Source organism: Actinacidiphila polyblastidii, from assembly GCF_036353415.1.
In the GTDB taxonomy this organism is placed as follows: Bacteria; Actinomycetota; Actinomycetes; order Streptomycetales; family Streptomycetaceae; genus Actinacidiphila; species Actinacidiphila polyblastidii.
In genome coordinates this window covers 143,155-160,763 of the sequence record NZ_JAZEWV010000014.1, presented here as the reverse complement: position 1 = coordinate 160,763, position 17,609 = coordinate 143,155, and the positions used below count along the sequence as shown (strand labels likewise).

The window sequence follows — 17,609 nt, the reverse complement described above, 5'->3', positions numbered from 1 at the left end:
GGATTGTGCGGTTCCTACAAGCGGCGGCGGGTTGCTGACATGCCGGGGGAGGGGGGCGGCAGTCCGGGGGACGGGGTCAGGTGGTTGCTGAAGGTGCGGCCGGCGTTCATGACGGCTTGCAGGTCGGGGTGCAGGTAGCGCTGGGTGGTGTGGAGTGAGCCGTGTCCGGCGATCAACCGCAGGACGTGCAGGGGTACTCCGGCATCGGCCATCCATGTCAGGCCGGTGTGGCGCAGGTCGTGTCGGCGTAGGTGCTCGTAGCCCAGGGAGTTGACGACCTCGTCCCAGTGGGTGGCGTCGCGCAGGACAGCGGTGGTGATGCGGCCGCCGCGGGGGCCGGTGAACAGGCGGGCGTCGGGCTTGTCCCGCAGGGTCAGGAGGCGTTGGGCCACCATGGGACGTATCTCTTCGATGAGGGGGACGCGGCGGGCGGTCTTGCCCTTGGTGTTCTTGTCGGCGAGGCCGCCGGGGGAGGGGGTGGTCTGGCGTCGCAGGATCCAGATCCAGTTCCTGGTGTCGATGTCCTTGACCCGTACTCCTGAAACTTCCCCGATGCGGGCGGCGGTGCAGGCGGAGAAGGTGACCACGTCGCCCCAACCTGTGTACTGCTCGTGGGAGCGGGCGACCAAGGCCGCGGCGAGCTCTTGCAGGGCCGCCCAGTTGCGCAGGGCGAGCGCGCGCGGGTCGTCGAGTTCGTCCTCGGCGAGCTGGTACTGCCGCTGCCAGCCCCTGATGCGCGCGGGGTTTGCAGTGATCAGCCCGTCGCGTACAGCCTGCTCCATGACGCGCACCAGGACTGCCAGGGTGTTCTTGACCGTCGAGCGGCCCTCGCCGTCGGCGATCCAGGCGTAGGTGGTGCGGTCGACAGCCCCGTTGGTCACCATGGTCACGGGCAGGTGGCCGAGCGCGGGCACGACGCGCAGCCGCCAGCCGGCCAGGTAGGGGTCGGTCGTCTTCGGCTCCAGGCCGCGAAGGGCCAGTGTCATATGGGTGTTGCCGTATTCGGCGAGGGTCTGGGTGGCAGCGGTGGGGTCGATCCCGCGGGCAGCCGACGTGTGAAGGGCGTCGAGCCACTCCTGCGCGGCTTCCTCCGTCTGGTGGGACTGCGAGAGCGACGTGCGCCGCTTGGTGTGGGGGTTGGCCCATCGCACGCGGGCCCTGTAGGGGAGGCTCCGGTCGGGGCGGTGCTCGATGTCAGCCGACAGCGGGACGGCGATAGGCAACTCGTGGACGTAGGGCAATCAGGCCGCCCTTCGCCGGGCACCAGGCGTCGTGCGACGTTCGTCCAACCACGTCTGCAGGTCGCCTGCGTCATAGAGGACGACACGTTCGGACAGGCGGATGAACGGCGGACCCTGCGGTGGCTGTTCGGTCCGCCACCGTCGCACCGTGGACGGATCGACCCGCAGCAGGCGGGCGACCTCCTCGGTGGTCAGCAGCGGTGAGGTCCGCAGCCTTGCCAGGACGGCTTCGGCGGGGTGCGGGGGCGCGCCCGTGTCAGTTGTTGGTATGGCGGAATCCTGCGGCAATGCACTTCCTCGATGTCGGCTTCAGGAACAAGACCCGGCGGTGGGCGGAAGCCCTTCCAAGTCCAGCCAGGCGGTGGCTGTTCTCCGCGGGAGAACAGCCACCGGCTGAACCGGGGTCTTGTTTCCATCTTCATCAAGAAATACGTTTTGCCTGACGGCATTTTCCGTGTTATCAGCTCATCGGAAGGCTGTTGTCAGTCGACCGGGCACTCGCAGTGTGCCAGCGGGGCACGTCGCGGACGGAACTGGTAAGCGCGCACGTGATGCCGAGAGGAGGGCAGTTGGGTGCCTCAGAGCGATGAGTGGGCGCGGCGTCGAGGAGGGAGTGGCAAGCCACCTCAGTCGAGACAGAAGGCCCGCACGCCGAGGAAGCTCTGCGGGGCAAAAAAGAGCAACGGCTCCGGAGGCCGCGATTCTATCCGAAGTTTTCGCAGGTCAGAGCGTCATCTGACGCTTTGTCATGCGTTCTGCGCCACAAATGCGCCACGCGCTCCGACGTCATATCTGATTTTCCGTCAGGTAGTTCTCTTCCGGTGGTCCCGGGTCATGTATACCCGGCCGGTGCCCTGGAAGTCTCGCCTTTGCAGTCGATGTGAGGCAACGCGGAGCGGCCCCCAGGCAAGGGTGATCACTCGGTGTGACGTCCCTGGCCTCCCGTGGAGCGTCTACCTGGGCTGATGCATGCCTGCGGCCCTTGTGAGGGGAGTGCGGTTGGTGCTTTCGCGCCGGTGTGTGCTTCTGCGCGCCCGAGGGAGCGGGGGCGTGGGTGGGCAGTCCTTTCTTCTCGACGTGAGGGGACTGGCATGGTGCAGCAGTTGGTGCGGGGTGGGATGTCGGCGACGGGTGGCGGTCTGGTGATCGGCCGGCAGCGGGGGCGGGAGTTCCGGCATGACACCCCGGTGGAGCGGGGTCGGGGTGTGGCGTCGGTGGCGGGGGAGTTCGGTGCGGAGCTGGCGCGTGCGCTGCGGGCGAGCCTGTTGCCGGCCGGGCAGGGTGTGTACGGGTTGCGGGGGCCGTCGGAGATGACCTGGTACGCGTTCGCCACCGCCTACGCCCGGGACCGGTGGGTGGGTCGGGCGGCGACCACGCGGAACAGTACGAGCGAGGCGTTGACGCTGGTGACGCGGTCGATGCTGTGGGACATTCCCGGTCGGCCGGGCGAGGCGGTGCTGCACCGTGCGCTGCGCTCGTGGGCGTTCGTGGTGCCGGGGGCGGAGGCGCGGGAGATACCGGCGCAGGACCGGCTGGTGCTGGCGTGGGTGGCGAAGGCGTCCCGGCCGCTGATCGACCTGTATGACCCGGCCGTCGCCCGCGGTGTGCTGGAGGCGCTGTCGCTGAAGCGCGACGGAGGTCCCGCGGCGCCGGACACGGTGAGCCGCAAGCGCCGGATACTGGTGAACGCCCTGTATCACGCGATCGAGCAGGGGGAGCTGGGCAGCACCCGCTGGCCCGGATCCGCTGGCGGGCACCGAAGCAGGCCAGCGCGGTCGACCCACGGGTGGTGGTCAATCCCCAGCAGGCCCGGGACCTGCTGGCCGCGCTGTCCTACGTCGGCGGGTTCAAGCGCGCCCGGGGGCGCCGGCTGGTCGGACTGTTCGCGGGCATGTACTACGCCGGGCTGCGCCCGGAGGAGGCCGTCGCGGTGACCCTGGCGGACTGCACCCTGCCCGTCAGCGGCTGGGGCCGTCTGGTTCTGCACCGTACCCGTCCGCAGGCGGGCAAGAGGTGGACCGACAGCGGCGAGATGCACGACGACCGCGGCTTGAAGAGCCGCCCGCCCGGAGAGGTCCGCATCGTCCCCCTCCCACCCCACCTGGTCGCCATCTGGCGCGACAGCGTCCGGACGTTCGGCACCGCACCCGACGGGCGGTCACCGAACGCGGCACCATCCTGGGCTACACCACCATCCACCGCGCCTGGAAAGACGCCCGCACCCTCGCCCTGCCCCCCGAACTCGCCGCGACACCGCTCGGCAAACGCCCCTACGACCTGCGCCACTCCGCCCTGTCCACCTGGCTCGCAGCAGGAGCCGATCCCGCCGAAGTCGCCCAACGCGCCGGCAACAGCGTCGAAGTCCTCCTCACCCGCTACGCCAAATGCCTCTATGACCGCCAGTCCCTCACCAACCAGCGGATTGAGTCTCTTCTTTCCGCCTATGATCTGACGTCGGAATTCCAGTAGAGATGTACCGCGTGCCGAGTCCCCGCTTTGCGCTGGTCATCCCCAACCATCGACCCAGATCATGCCCGCCAGGGCATGATCTGCGTCAGGTACGGGGCGAAAATAGCGTCGAGATGGAGAGCACGGATAGGCGAAAATGTACATCGCGCCCTCCTTGAAGAGTTCGTTCAATGCTCGATGGACGGTTTCTGGCTTCCAGCTCCTGGCGTGGGCGAAGTCGGAGACGCAAGGTCCCTCTTCTTCGGGATCGAGCTTTTGGATCGCGGTTGCTATTCTTTGGGCCCGCCGACTAAGGTGAGCCAGTTCTGGAAACTCTCCACCTGTCAGGATTGTGTGGGTGTCCCGGCTTGGGATCCATTCGCCTGGGAAGGCCTTGTCCTTTTTGCTGAAATTGCATGAAGCGCAAGCTACGGCGAGGTTGTCTGCGTGAGTCGCGCCGCCGCTGCTGCGTGCCAGCACGTGGTCGAGTGTGGCGCGTCGTCCTAGGAAGTCGGCCTCTGACAGCGCCGCCCGCCTATCCGGGTGCAACGTGGCCTGGCCGCATGGACGGTAAACATCTGTGCCGCAGAATGTGCAGCGCAGCGGTCCGGCGGAAAATTGTCGATGAAGTCTGCATGGGTCCTGGGATCGCCCTGCTCGACGCGGGTTTTCGAAAGGGACGATCGGGTTTTCTTCGTTCCAGTTCAAGTATTCTCCGGAGAACAATTAAATCTCCTGGTCTTTGGGATCCGGGCATGCTTGACAGGGCTCGTTCCTGCTGGCTCGTTCGCCGTGCCGGCCAGGGCTCATATCGGTTGACACCGAGAGAGGTAGCCGTCTGTGCTGGTCGGTTCAAATTCTGGCGCCTTGCGAGGGTTACACGATGTATTCCTCCATGAGTTGCGCGAGATGCATGATCGCCGGCCAGGTGGTCGGGCTGTCGGTGTGGGTGCTGAAGCGGCGTTGTGCATGGACGTACATGGCCCAGTCGGCGGGGTCGTCGCCGGCCTGGAGGAAGGCTGGGACGATCTCGAGGGTGGCGGGGTTGGCGCAGGTCCAGGTGCGGTTGAGTGGCTGGGCGGGGTCGAACTTGGTTACGCCCAGGGGCGTTTGGTTCTGGTCGGAGCGTGGGTTGATTCCCCAGTAGGCGCGTTCGCCGATCTGGGTGAGGCCGGAGAACCGGCCGTGGAGCGGTGTGCCTTTCTCGTCCCAGGTGACGCCGAAGGCGCGGGGGACGGCGCGGCGGTCGTCTGCTTCTCGGAGCCGGATGATCCTCAGTCCCTTGTGGTCGTCGGGTGCGTGGAGTGTGGGCGGCCGGTCCGGGTTTTTCAGGCTGACCCCGGGGAGGATCATCTGGTCGGGGGTGAGGTGGCTGTCCTGGAGCCAGGGCCAGATGTCGTCGTCGCGCATGCGGGCACCGCGCACCAGCAGGAGCCGGTGGGTGTGGGAGTCGAGGGCGAGGGCTTGGTGGATGAAGTCGGCCAGTGCGGCCCTGGATTGGTAGACCGAGATCCTGCCGCGGCCGGTGACGAGGGCCTCGGGTAGCTCGGCGAACGGCATGAGCGGCTCGACGCGCTGCTTTGTGCTGGGCATAAGCTGGGCGGTGGGAGCGGCGTCCGTGCTCTGGCGGACAAGGATCGGTACGACGCGGTCACCTGCGGGAGCCAGCCAGATGGTGAGCAGTTCGAAGGGGTCGCTGTCTTCGATGCCCCGGGGCTTGGGGAGGGTCGGCAGGTGTCCTGCTTGGCGGAGGGCGTCTTTGAGGGCTGATGCGGTGCGTTCGATGTCGGCGTTGGTGAAGTCGGTGCCGGGCAAGCGCCGTCCGAGGGCCTTTTCGCTGGGGTTTGCGGGGGCATCCGGGATGGGGCGCAGGCACTGGACGCGGCGGTTCACGGTGGGCAGGGTCTTCTTGAAGAGGGTTTTGGGGTCGCCTTGTCGTAGGCGGGCGAAGTAGGCGGCGCCTTCCATCTCGACGACGCAGGTGCGTGGTTCCTCGCTGCGCGGGAAGCTCTCGGCGATGCGGGTGGCTCGCTCGGTTTCGGCCTGCTGGTAGACGGTCCGGCGCTGGGCGGTGTCCATGTCGGCGGTGGTGGGGCGGGGGAGGCCGGCGGTGAGGTCTCCGGGATTGACGCGTTGCAGGGTCAGCTCGATGGGGCCGGTGTAGACCGCGTTGGAGTCCGTGGTTTCGGTGCTGGGGGTCAGTCCGAGTTTTTCGCTCGCGGCGAGTTGTACTGCTTGCCAGGTGCGGGTGGAGGTGGCCCATACGTCGATCGTGTAGGTCGGTGTCTCAGGCGGTTGCGGACGCTGGAGGGCGCGCACAAGGGTGCGAGCTTTGGGCGCGGGTGCGAGGTGTTCCAGGCCGAGGGCGGCGAGGTGCTCGCCGAGCTGGTCGAGGACTTCGAGGTGGTCGCAGGGCTGGAAGCCGGTGCCGACCGGATGGTCGTGGCTTGCCGTGGCGGTGTCGCCGGGTGTTTGCGGGCTGCGGTAGGTCATGCCGGTGCTGTGCACGAGGTGGGCGGCGAAGGGCTGGGCGGCGGCCGTGGTGGGATCGGTCCGAAGCTGTTCGAGGTCCGGGGCCGGGTGGCGGCTGAGGCGGGCGAGGATCTTGGCGACGCCGGGCGCCCAGGCCCAGCCCGATTCTCCGTAGCGGGGAATGGTGAGGGTGCTGTGCAGGAGCATGGGCCGTTCACGGCGGTGAACGAATCCGTCTGCGGCCATCAGTAGGACGGTTGCGTTGGTGTCGCCGCGGCCCTTGCGGGGGACGTAGCTGACCGGGGCCGATGCGAAGCGGGACATCGTCAGGTCGGCGTGCAGATGTACGCCGGGTTTGCCGGGCACGGTCTGCAGGTGGAATGTGATCGACTCGGCGCTGGTGCCGGTGGCGCCCCGCTTGTCCACGAGGGGTTCGGGGACGCCGAGGTAGATCGTGCGTTGGCCGTCACTTCTCGTGGGCCCGAGGAGCACGGTCCGCGGCTGACCGTGCAGCACCAGTCCGGTGCGTGTGAGGTGTTCAGCGACCAGGCTGGGCAGCAACTTGAAGACTTCGGGGGCGGGGCGTGCGGTGCCGTTGGGGTGAAGGGCGTGGTCGGCGAGGTCGAGGTCGTCGGGGACCCAGTCCAACTGGGCGGCTTCGGATAGTTGGGTGTACCAGTCGCTGCCGGGAGGAGGGGCGGCGATGTTGGTGGCGGCCCATGCGTCGAGAGCGATCAGGAGCAGATCGGGGTCGACGGGGGCGCTGGCGCGCAGCCAGGCAGGGTCCCGGGGGTTCCCGCGGACGGCGGTGATCGCCGGGTCGATGAGGGTGATCAGGTCGGTGAGGGAGCGGGTGGGCAGCAGTTCGGGCCCGCTGGTCTTGCGGGTGCGGCGGGCGGGGCGTTCGTTCCAGGCCCGCTCCAGCAGGGTGAGCCAGGCGTCGGGGCAGCTGGCGCGGTAGCCGGTCGTCGGTAGGGTCGCACCGGGGGCGAAGGCGAGCGCGATCGGTCGGGCGTGTCGGTAGGTCGGCATCAGTGCAGTCCCCAGTCGAGGGTGTCCAGGAGGCGGGAGGTCAGGCCCCAGCAGGCGTGGGCGAGTGCGTGGTCGCGGCGTTGCGCGGCGGTGGCGTCGGGACCGGGGTCGGTCAGCCATCCGTGCAGGAGTTTCTGGGCAGCGACGATGACACTGGTGCGTTCGGTGTCGGGAGCCGTCTCGTCCAGGTCGGCGGTTCGCGGCGCAAACGCGGCGTCGCACAGGTAGACCAGGACTTTCTCGTTGCCGCGGATTCCTCGGCCCAGGGTTTGGTGCAGGGGCACCAGGAGGTTGCCCACGAAGGCGTTGCGTTCGGTCCGGTCGGCCAGGCGGCTGAACAGGACCGGCTCGCCCACCATCTTGCGCCAGCGGTTCCTCTCACCGTGTCGCAGTGTGCGGGCGATATCGCCCGGGGACGCGCCCGGTGCGGTCAGGTCGACGGGGTCGTGGAGACGGCGCATAGCTTCGCGGCTGAGGAGGGACAACGGGAAGGTCGCATCGTCAGCCGGCGGGTGGATACGGGCGAGGTAAAACACCGCGCCCAGAGCGGCGACTCGCCGCGCGTTGAGAATGTTGTGACCACGCTGCACTGCCCCCTCGGCCGCCACCAGGATGTCGGCACCGGTGGAGGCGAACGTGCCCAGGCGGCGGCGGGCGAGGCTGTAGGCGGTCGGTGGGTCCTCTTCGCGGATGACGTGCAGCGCTGTGTACCGGGTCTTGTGGTTGATGAACTCCGCGACTGTCTCAGCATCGCGCGTGCTCTGGACAGTGAACAGGACCTGCTGACGGTCTTCGGCAAGATGCTCGCGCACCTGCTCCAAGAGCGGTAGCAGTGCTCCTGGGCGCGGGGTGCAGATGCTGTCGGTGACCGCGGCGAGTGCAGCCTGCCGCCGCGCGGGGTTGCCACCAGTGCCGGAGACGAAGACAGGGCGGCCGTCTGCGTAGCGGGCCGGGCGGAAGAACATCCGGCTCTCCTCGAGGGCGGCCCGGGCCTTGGGCGGTTCCCGCAGGATCAGGCTGGGCGGGGTGTCCAGGTGGAATCTGGGAGAGGCCGGCATCCAGCTGGTCGCTGAAGCGAGAACCACGTTCGGACCTTCGATGCCTTCGGGGGCCAGGAGGTCGTGCAGGTGGTAGAGGAGCCAGCGGCCGACACCGCGCAGCCACAGCACGCTGAACGAGCCGCTGTCGCCTTCACGGTTGGCCTGCCACTGCAGCGCCATCAAGTTGCCCGCAGCCTGTTCGGGAATGAACGTCTGGAGGTCGCGGGGAGGCTGGTTGCTCCAGAAATCCTCCAGGCCGTCCCCGGGAGAGCTGGAAACCGCCGGGAGGAGCTGCGCCATGGTGAAGAACGATGCGGTGATCCTCGCGGTCCACAGGCCGGCCTGCAGGAGCCTGGCCAGTTCCTCCAGCCCGTCCGGAGTGGTGTCGTCCGGCGCCGGTCGATGCTTCGCCAGCCAGGCCAGGGCGGCCTCCTGGGCAGTGATTGTCGTTTCGTGGGTGGCGGTCATCGCCTGGGTGAGTTCCGCCCATGCTTCCGGGGGCGCTTGGAAGGGGTTGCTCAGCAGTGGCTCGAAGTGCTCCTCGAAGAACAGGTCTGCCTGGTCTTCCAGTTCGGTCTGCCCTTGCCAGTCCCGGCGTGCGGTGAGTCCGTGCAGGACCCGGGCCAGCCGGCGCAGCAGGCTGTATCCCGTGAATGGGCCCTCGTTGACGACATCGCGCAGGACCACGCCGGTGGACTCTAGGAGCAGTGTGTACAGCTCGGTGAGGGCTTGTTCGTGCTGGCGGGCGGCCCGGTTGATGGCTTTGAAGTCGGGGGTGAGGATGTCACGGCGCCAGGAGTGTTCGAGCTGGCGGTCGATCTGTGCCAGGACGCGGTCGCTCCAGCCCCGGCCGGGCTGGGTGAGGATCTCGTGCTGCAAGAAGCGGTCGTCGAACTGCTGCTGGACGGTGTCGGCCTCGTCGACCAGCAGCAGGTCGAGATGGTGCTGCGCTGCCTCGTACAGGCGCATGTCGGCGTTCGACGAAGGGGTGGCCATGGAAGCCAGGCCGGCCGGAGTGGTGACCCAGAGCTGTGCGTCGGTGCTGGCCCGGGCAGTGGCCTGGGACGGGCAGACGGCGAAGAGAGGGCAGTCCACCGTCCGCCTCGTGCCCACAACGGTGAGCTTGTTCTGGCACGGCCGTTCCTTACGAGGCAGGGGAGCGTGGTCGGGCCGGTTACTAGTGCGCAGATCCTCCAGGTAGCACTGGTCATCAGCGAAATCGGCAGCCGGGTCGTCTCCGTCGGGGAAGGTGGTGGTCCCGTCGTGCAGTTGCGAGCGCCAGTACCGCTCAGCGTGTTCCCCGGCGGTGTTGCGACCGAAGAAGGGAACGGCAGTGATGCCGAGCGCCCGCAGGAAGGAGACTTTTGCGTAGACGTCGCTACCTGATGAGAGCAGGTAACCGACCTTTCCTCCACGCCGTACGGCGATGAGGGCGAGCAGATCGAGGAGGGTGGATTTGCCGCTGTTCATCAAGCCGACCAGGCCGAAGACCCCGTCGATGGTGAAACCGTCAACCGGCCCCACCAATGTGCCGCTGACCGCGTCGACTGCGGCAAAGTCCATGTCCTCCAGGCGCTTGACGAAGTCCCGGTTGGTGATCTGCGGATGCTCGGCCAGCAGCGCGTCGAGCTGTTCCGCGGCCCAGTGAAGATCCTCGGACGTCACTGGCAGGGGAGTACGGGTTCGGGAACGGACCGGCTCTAGAACAGGGGGTGGCGGGTCAGGGGCGAAGGTTTCAGGGATCAGTACCTGTTCGACGCTGCCGTCGTCACGGCGGAAGTTGCACAGTGCGCCGGGCGGGGCAGGGGCGTGCAGAGTCGGTGAAGTGTATGGGGCGGGCTGCTCCAGCACCTGGCGGTAGACCTCGTGCCGGCCGGCAGCATACGGAGACGGACGACGGGTAAACACCGTGCCGTGCTCGACCTTGCGGCCCCGCAACTCACCAGGATCGAACCCGCGGACCTGCTCGGGCAGCCGCGCGTAGGTGTTGAGCTTCTCCCGCCAGGCACCGGACCGCGCGACCCCGCCCATCAACTGCCGCAAGGCCCGCACTTGCGGCTGCGACTGCTCGGACACAACGGCGTACGTCGACAGGACAGGCCACAGGGCACCGATGCCCTGCTCGGGCATGTGATCGGCCATGAACGACAAGCCCAGCTCCAGCGCGCAGAACTCGGCCGGCCTGAGCGAGCCCAGCAGAGGCCGGACAGCCTGGTCCGTGAGCTCCTTGACGAGGACCTTGCTCCATTGCGTGGAGTCCCTCATCGGGCCACCACCTGCAGGGCACGGCGGGTCACCTGGCGCACGAACTCCTCCTCGTTCAGGACCTCGATCCCGCTCACCCGCCCGTCCAGCTCACGCACCAGGTCCGTGCGATATCCGGGGACCTTGTCACGGTGCATGGGCAGCACGATGATGCGCCGACGCGCCATGATCCGTGCGTCGCTGCTGAACCCCCGTGCCAGCTGAGTTGGGCTGGCGCAGTCCTTCGCGTCGATCACCCAGCGTTCCACGGGGTGGCCGGGCGCCGACGGCACAAAGGTGACCGCACTGTCCCAGGCATCCAGTAGCGGCCACGCCTCCACTTCGACCGCTGATGGTGGTAGCTCGGCCAGTCGGTCCAGGATCCGTGTCTCGACCAGTCCCGGATCGTGGAAGAACCGGCGGGTGGCACGATGCTGGAGCCAGTAGCCATCCAGAGTCTCGAAGGTCTGCGTGCCGGTGGGCCCGGTACAACCAGGCGTCGGGCAGTTGCCCACCGCGCCATCAGCGGGATTGCCGCACCCTTGGCAGACTGCCAACCGCACCTTCCCGGGCTCGGGGCGGAAGGTGTAGGCCGTACCGAGAAACTGCCGGATGAACAGCTCTCCTGACGCCTCCGCAGCCGGGAAAATTCGTGCCAACGCCAGGACCCGTCGGTCGCTCAGAACTGGCTCCGCGATCAGCAGACGACGCAACCGCACGTAGTTCCGCGGAACCTCACGCTCACTGGTCCCGTTCCGCTGGGCGCAGGTGACCAGCGCGCGAAACGTCTGGTTCTGCACCAACTCTGCTTCCACGTCGGCATGACCGGCGAGAGCAGCAGCCTCCTCCGCGAACTCCGAAAGCTCATCACCATCCAGAAGGACCGCAGTCAGATCGCCCTCAGCCAGGGACAACCCCACTGGCCAGGTCGACAGCGGAACACGGCAGTGTGCGAACAGGTTCAGATCGTTGCGAGGCCAGTTGAGCCCCGCGACCCGGCCCATCCACCACAACCGGCGACGGGCGGCCCGCCAAGCCTGTGGGAGAGCGGGGCCGTCTTGCGTCGTCGACTGGAGCGGAGTCCCGTCTTGGACTCGCTGGTGATCGAGCCGGATCCGCGCCAACCCGGCGCAGAGCATCTCGAGCGTTGTGTAGTCCTCATTAGCCTGCAGAGTGCTGGACCTGTGAGAGACCTTTACGTCGAAGCTCTCTTCGCCACCTGGCGAGTCGATCTTGCCGGCCAGGTAAGCAGGCGGCAAGGCATTGTTGTCGGACTCAGCCCTTGCAGGCGGAGTAGGGGGTGCCACGGGGAGGCGATCCGCTTTCATAGTCGCCACTCCTACACCTAGGCACTGACAATCCACCGCCGAAGTCACCCACACGGCTTAAATGGCGCACATGTTTTCTATTTATGTGGGCGGCGGCCATGTGGAGGAGGACGCGCGAAGCGCTGACGCAGGTGACGCTGTGGGAGATGCCCAGCCGCCCGAGTCAGGACACCATCGGACGAGTGGAGTTGGGAGCAATCCGCTGCGGAGAATTTCATTCGCGGTATCGAAGCAGGTCAGGCTCCCGGGGCCGGACCTGTCTGTCCTGGATGGGACCGCTGGTCGCCGATTGTGATGGGGGACCTCTGATGAGGGATCGTTCGGGCGAGGCTTCCGTCTCCTGTCCGTCTGCCTTGGTGATCGCGATGGGTAGCGATGGGCGGGCTAGGAATTCTTGGGGCAGGACCCGCTGGGATCGATGATCCGGGTGCCAAGGAGGTGTCTCTGTGCCGCAGAGGGAGGTACTGGGGCTGGGCGGTGCTCGCGGCCGTGGTGCACAGCGTTGATCGACGAGGTGGAACGAGCCGTCGCGGGTCGGTTATACGGCGAGGCTGAGGAGCCTGGCGCGGGTGAGGGCGACGTACAGCATGCGGTGGGTCTCTCTGGTGTGGTCCAGTCCCGCTCGGAGTGCTTCCCGGTCGGGCTCCTCCAGGTGGACTCCCACCCTGTCCCACTCCCTGCCCTTGGCCTGGTGGCAGGTGAGGCCCGGGACCAGTTGATCGTCGGGGAGTCGCAGGCGTGCGCGGAGGTTCTCCAGGCGTGCGATGTGCGTTCGGTCGCGCTTTGGAGCCTTGCGGCTCGACTCCGTGGCGATCGTGGTGTTGAGGGCGTTCCTGACCGCATCGAGGTCCTCATCTCCTGCGAGAGAGTCCAAGATCGTTTGCAGTCGTGGTTGCAGTCGTGTGATCGCTTGGCTGTCGGTGATGCCCAGGGCGGTCAGTGCGTCATTCGCGAAGACGGCGCCGATACCGAATGCGCGGTCGGTCATGAGGCTGAGGAGTAGCGTGGTGGCCGCCTCCTGGAACTGCCCGCTGGGCGAGCGGATCGCGAGGGGAAGGACGCGTGGGTCGGTATCCCACAATGCGTCCCATTTGCGCGCGAGGACCACGTTCACCTGTGACACGTCGCCGTCGTCGACCACCGCGGGCTCTTTTCGGCGCAGTCGCCTGGTCAGCAGCCGCTGGGGTTCGTCTGTGAAGCGGAAGGAGGCGTGGAGGGATTGCCGCGTGAAACCCTCATGGTCCATGAGGATCGGTACTTGCTCCGGACGTGCTCCTCGGAATCCGTAGAGGGCTTGCCAGGGGTCTCCAACCAGGGTGACGGCGAGGCCGGCGCGCGCAGCGAGGGTGACGACCTGGAGGTCGAGGAGGTTCGCGTCGAAGATCTCGTCGATGATCAAGGACCTGACGGACCGCGTCAGGAAGGTGGCCAGCTCCGTGCGCACGGTATGGCTGTCCAGGGCTGCTGCCAGCACCGAGCGTACGTCTTCGTGGGTGCACGTTCCTTCGCTGACCGCAGTCTCGAAGGCTTCCTGCTCAATGGTCGGGCCGCGGCGGGACTCTCTGACGATGCCGGGAGCGATCCGGTTGCCGTGCAGTTCGAGAACCGGCCGGTTGAAGGCGTATATCGAAGGGAGATGGGATTGCCATGAGTCGAGGACACGCAGTTCGAGGTGCCCGCCGGGCCACTGGAGCAGTTCGCTGCGCAGAAGGTGGTTGAGTAGCTGGTGCACGAGGGTGTCGAGTGTGACGATGCGGTGCGGCCAAGCGAGGGCCGTTGGCCCCCAGTGTTCGAGCACACGGTTGCGTATCTCGGCTGTCGCTGAGCGGGTGAAGCTGACAGCTATCACGGCCCGATGGTCGGCTGTGCGTGCGAAGCGGTGCAAACCGAATCGCTGGGCTGAGACCGTGGTCTTGCCCGATCCCGGGGGCGCCTCGACGTACAGGCGCGCCTGCGGGCTTCCCACTGCCAGAAGCTGCTCGCGACTGAGATCAATACGCGGGTCAGGAGTGGCCATCGCGGCCCCATTCCTGCATGGTCGGGTTCGTCGGCCAGGATCCCGGGCGGCGCGGGTTCGCCGGCGGCCATGCCCCAGGCCGTATCGGTGGAAGCGGCGACGCGACGACGGGTACCGGATGGGCCGGAGCATCCCAGAGTTCCATGCCCTCGATCCACAGCGCAGCCGACACCGTGTCTTCAGGTTCCGGCTCGTCTTCCGAAGCGTCGAGGTCCTCCCAGTCATCGGTCCACATGCTGATCGAATCGGACCCACCCGGCGTGGGGAAGTCGACATCGTCGGTGTCGTCCACCCACCACGCTGCGGGATCCGGGATGCCGAAGGGTTCCCTGTCGGCTACCGCGTCGGCGGGGACGTCGGAATTTTCGGTGGAGGTCGGAGGGTAGAGGAAGTCGAAGAGCTGCTGGATGTGATCAGGGACCCGGACCGGTAGTTGAGCATCGTTGGCGTCCATCAGCCTGCCGGCGAGAGCCAGGGCGAACTGCGCTTTCTTCTTGGCTCCAGGACCAGCAGGAGCATCGTCGGCTCCACCCTTGCCCTTGCGTCGGCTCTTGAAGATCTCGTGGATGGCTTCTGGAGTGATGTCCCAAGGCGTATCCAGACCAACGTCGTCCAGAGCGTCGGCTATGAGGTCTTCGTTGCCCTCAGTGATTGCCGGCTCCAGCGTTGGGTGGCTGATGAAGGCGTCGACGACCATGGGATCGTGGTTCGGGATCCATTTCGGCTTGCGGGGTTCGGCTTCGAAGGGGAGATCGCTGTCGGTCAGCACTGCCAGCTTGGAGCACAGTTCGGCGCCCCGGCTGGCCAGGAGGTGGACGGCCCACTCGCCGACCTTGGTCCCCACCGGCACGATGCTCAGAGCATCGACGAACGCCTCTTTCACGGTGTCGGATCCCGCCCACGCCCGGCCGAATTCACGCAGGATGGCCGCCTCGGTGACGCCTTCGACCAGGACGAGGCGTTCAGCAAACAGGGCGGCGGACCGGCTGGCGTCCAGATGCAGCCGCGCCATCCGCAGGGTCGCCGCCCGATCCTTCGCCGGCACGACGGTGGCCACGGCCCGGCAGACCCGGCCGTGATCGGTCTGGCGCACCACTATGAGGTGCTCGGGGTCGCAGGAGGTGATGACATCGGTGGCGTGACTGGACAGGATGACCTGCAGCTCGGGCCTCGTCTTCACAGCCCTACGCAGATACCGGGTGAGAGCGTGCTGCAGTTGGGGATGCAGGTGCGCTTCAGGTTCTTCGATAACGACGGTGGCGTGGAAAGGGGTTGCCGGAAAGAAGGAGTCCTCCTCCGATTCGGCTTCGGCCTGGGCCTGGACGAGGCGCTCGCGGATCCGCTCCTGCTCTACCTCCGTGAAGAGGTCCTCGGCAGAGGGCTGCTCGGAGTCGGCCGCCGGGGGCTCGGAGGTGTCCGGTATGGCAGCTAGGGTCACAGCGATGTGGAGGAGGTTGACGTATCCGAGCCCGGACACCTCCAGTGGCCGGGCCGTCGTACGCCCTTCCATCACCGCAAGCATCAGCTCCAGGACGCGTGCCAGGTATGCGTCGTCAACCACCTGCCCCCTGATATAGGGCCACTGAGCGTTGACGCCGGCCGACAGAGTGGTGAGGTGGCCGCGGATCCGCTCCTCAAGAGCGTCGATGATGTCGTCCTTGGCCAGCTCCTCGAGCAGATGGGACGCGCGGACCCGAAGGGGAACCAGGCTCCGACTGCCGTTGAGACGTTGCTGCTGGGCTCGCAGGAGTTCGATGAGGATCCGCGCTTCACGCCGGGCCAGCTCGTCCAGCGGGTGACGCCAGGCCGGCAGGTAGATCAACTTGAACGGGTCGAGTTCCTGCCCGACGCCGTGCAGAGGGTCGACCTTGGCGGTAACCGTGCCCATCTTGCGGTTCAGCGAGACGCTCCACCTCTTCGCGACCGAGCCCTGGCTCCGGTAGTGGCTCTGGAACAACTGCTGCCCCAGGCGCCCCTCAGTCGCCACATCCGCCCCAAACGAATACTCGATATCTATGCTGCGAGCGACATCCCTGGGGCCGAGGGCGGCTGAGCTGTGCCGCGGGAACGCGGGAAAACGGCTGGGATGGGCAAGGTACAAGGCATCAGCGAGGGTGGTCTTCCCGGCGCCGTTGGCCCCGATCAGAACGCTGAACCGCCCAGGCAGCTCACAGACCAACTCCCCCTCGGCGCTGGCACGCAACCCACTCACCTTGATCCGACTTAGATACATCCCGACCCCCAGGGCAGCCGTGCGAACCACTGGAAGGTCATCATCCCCGGCTACTCCGACATCGGGCACATGCTTTCCGGGCCAGAAGACCCAGCCCCGCGCTTCACGGGCATGGCGTTGAGATCCAGCACGGTGATCTTCTCGGCGTGCCCGCGGCGAGGCTGCTCAGAAGCGCCATGCTGCGCCGGTAGGCGATCGAAACTGTCCTGGAATGGCGGGCCTGGGCGTCGGCATGGCCATGCTCTCGTCCTCCCGGGGCCAGCCCTGGCGATCAGCTTCACCTGGTAGGCGACCGCCGCTCGAAGCCGTTACCGATCTGCCGCCCATCGTGGTTAGCGACCTGTTCGGCGTTCATCCCAGTACCGCCTTCGGCTGGGTCCGTTACGCCCAGGGCAGCAGGGCCGCCTACCTCGCTGCTGGTGCGGAATCGGGACCTACGACTCGATGAGGTGGACCTGTCCGGCGTGGGTGAACCATGCGATCTCTCCGCCGAGCACATCCTTCACCATCCACGCGAGGTTCTCCCGACCACCGACACTAATGTCGAAGGGGTCGCTCAACTCCTCGCCGACAGTCGCGGAGATCGACCGGATCTTGGCCGCCGGCTTGCCGCTCAAGGCCAGGACGACTGGCGGGTCGAACGAACGAGTGACTCGATGGAACGGAGTCAGAACCTCCGTCGTTGGGTTGATCTCCCCGTGCTGGAGGAGGTCCATGACCCGGAGCCAACCGTCGCGCGGGTCCTGGACCTCCAACGCATAGTTGAGCACGGGTCCGCTCAGTGCGCCCGACAGCAGTTCAGAGAGATCCATATGCAAGTCCTTGACCACTGGAACACGCGGGGTCATCGAAATCTGGATCTTCATCAACCGCCCCTTGACGTCCTTGTCAGTCGGGGATCGCATCTCCAGGATGATCAAACCGTATGTATCGGCGATCTTTCGGGCGCCTAGTTGAAAGCCCTTCACATGGACCAGGACGCCTGTCGTCGGCACGTCGTCGAAGCTGACCTCTTCGACAACTCCCTTGAAGGCAAGCGCATCGTTCTGCTCCAGCGAACGGCTCTTACGCCGACACTCGAAGACGACCCGGTGCGCATGCCCGGACTCGGTCGTGAACTCCCACAGGACATCGATCTGGTGAGGCGAAGCCCGACCAGGCAGGACCAGGTCGTGCTCAAGGCGTGTCGTCGTCACCAGCGAGCGTTCTGCGATGCGCTCGACGAGGAGCCGCGTCACCTTCTCGTAGTCGGTCGAGCTCATTGAGTCGGTGCTGTCAGCCATCTGCGCTGCCCCTACAAGCTGCTTGGAATAGGTGATCAGCGGCAACTTACTCTCCTTCCGATCCCGCTGAGCGGGCCTCTCGACGATGGACCAGATGGACCGAGGCGGCTGCGGATCGGGACGCATAGCGCAGGGCAGGAACGGTTCACACCCTCTACCTGGAGGAATTCACCCACCGACTCGCCGGCGAGTGGCTCACCTACCGCCACCACCGCTGGCCAGCATCGACGAACCCCTATCTCCTCGTCAGCCAGAAGACCGCCCTCGACCC

11 protein-coding genes are annotated in these 17,609 nt (G+C 66.7%); 2 read left to right on the top strand and 9 right to left on the bottom strand.

The genetic code is table 11. From position 1 onward, the window contains the following. Nucleotides 1-14: 14 nt before the first annotated feature. A complete protein-coding gene (locus V2S66_RS19235; RefSeq protein ID WP_413966426.1) occupies nt 15-1,241 on the bottom strand; it encodes a site-specific integrase in 1,227 nt (408 codons plus the stop codon). Continuing rightward, entirely contained in the window at nt 1,242-1,529 is a 288-nt protein-coding gene (locus V2S66_RS19230) for a helix-turn-helix transcriptional regulator (RefSeq protein ID WP_330797069.1), read from the bottom strand. 803 nt (nt 1,530-2,332) lie between these two features. Here V2S66_RS19230 and V2S66_RS19225 point away from each other — a divergent pair. Both V2S66_RS19225 and V2S66_RS19220 read left to right on the top strand, forming a co-directional pair. Further along, nucleotides 2,333-3,175 carry a hypothetical protein gene (locus tag V2S66_RS19225; protein ID WP_330797068.1) on the top strand — a complete coding sequence of 281 codons (843 nt, stop codon included), beginning with the start codon at nt 2,333-2,335 and terminating at the stop codon, nt 3,173-3,175. A 79-nt stretch (nt 3,176-3,254) separates the two neighbouring features. Then, on the top strand, nt 3,255-3,710 hold the full coding sequence (locus V2S66_RS19220) for a hypothetical protein (RefSeq protein WP_330797066.1): 456 nt from the start codon (nt 3,255-3,257) through the stop codon (nt 3,708-3,710). A 36-nt stretch (nt 3,711-3,746) separates the two neighbouring features. Here V2S66_RS19220 and V2S66_RS19215 read toward each other — a convergent pair whose 3' ends face one another. From V2S66_RS19215 to V2S66_RS19185, 7 genes are all read right to left on the bottom strand, one after another. Beyond that, on the bottom strand, nt 3,747-4,238 hold the full coding sequence (locus V2S66_RS19215) for an HNH endonuclease (RefSeq protein ID WP_330797101.1): 492 nt from the start codon (nt 4,236-4,238) through the stop codon (nt 3,747-3,749). Nucleotides 4,239-4,565: 327 nt separating this feature from the next. Then, nucleotides 4,566-7,193 (bottom strand): RNaseH domain-containing protein, encoded by a 2,628-nt coding sequence (locus tag V2S66_RS19210; protein WP_330797064.1) that lies wholly within the window; start codon nt 7,191-7,193, stop codon nt 4,566-4,568. Next, nucleotides 7,193-10,498: a pPIWI_RE_Z domain-containing protein gene (locus V2S66_RS19205; RefSeq protein WP_330797062.1), complete on the bottom strand. Its 3,306-nt coding sequence runs from the start codon at nt 10,496-10,498 to the stop codon at nt 7,193-7,195. The genes V2S66_RS19210 and V2S66_RS19205 overlap by 1 nt, the downstream gene beginning before the upstream one ends. Beyond that, nucleotides 10,495-11,736: a restriction endonuclease-related protein gene (locus V2S66_RS19200; protein ID WP_330797060.1), complete on the bottom strand. Its 1,242-nt coding sequence runs from the start codon at nt 11,734-11,736 to the stop codon at nt 10,495-10,497. The genes V2S66_RS19205 and V2S66_RS19200 overlap by 4 nt, the downstream gene beginning before the upstream one ends. A 607-nt stretch (nt 11,737-12,343) precedes the next feature. Continuing rightward, the gene (locus V2S66_RS19195; protein ID WP_330797058.1) at nt 12,344-13,822 is read right to left on the bottom strand and encodes a UvrD-helicase domain-containing protein; all 1,479 of its coding nucleotides are present in this window, start codon (nt 13,820-13,822) and stop codon (nt 12,344-12,346) included. Continuing rightward, on the bottom strand, nt 13,809-16,025 hold the full coding sequence (locus tag V2S66_RS19190) for an ATP-dependent nuclease (protein ID WP_330797056.1): 2,217 nt from the start codon (nt 16,023-16,025) through the stop codon (nt 13,809-13,811). Before V2S66_RS19190 ends, V2S66_RS19195 begins: the two co-directional genes overlap by 14 nt. Nucleotides 16,026-16,489: 464 nt before the next feature. Beyond that, a complete protein-coding gene (locus V2S66_RS19185) occupies nt 16,490-17,383 on the bottom strand; it encodes a hypothetical protein (protein ID WP_330797054.1) in 894 nt (297 codons plus the stop codon). Nucleotides 17,384-17,609: the final 226 nt, after the last annotated feature.

What these genes read in the sequence shown, in the direction of transcription:
- V2S66_RS19225 (WP_330797068.1), top strand. Translation starts at nt 2,333, where the DNA reads ATGGTGCAGCAGTTGGTGCGGGGTGGGATGTCGGCGACGGGTGGCGGT.
- V2S66_RS19210 (WP_330797064.1), bottom strand. Translation starts at nt 7,193, where the DNA reads ATGCCGACCTACCGACACGCCCGACCGATCGCGCTCGCCTTCGCCCCC.
- V2S66_RS19205 (WP_330797062.1), bottom strand. Translation starts at nt 10,498, where the DNA reads ATGAGGGACTCCACGCAATGGAGCAAGGTCCTCGTCAAGGAGCTCACG.
- V2S66_RS19195 (WP_330797058.1), bottom strand. Translation starts at nt 13,822, where the DNA reads ATGGCCACTCCTGACCCGCGTATTGATCTCAGTCGCGAGCAGCTTCTG.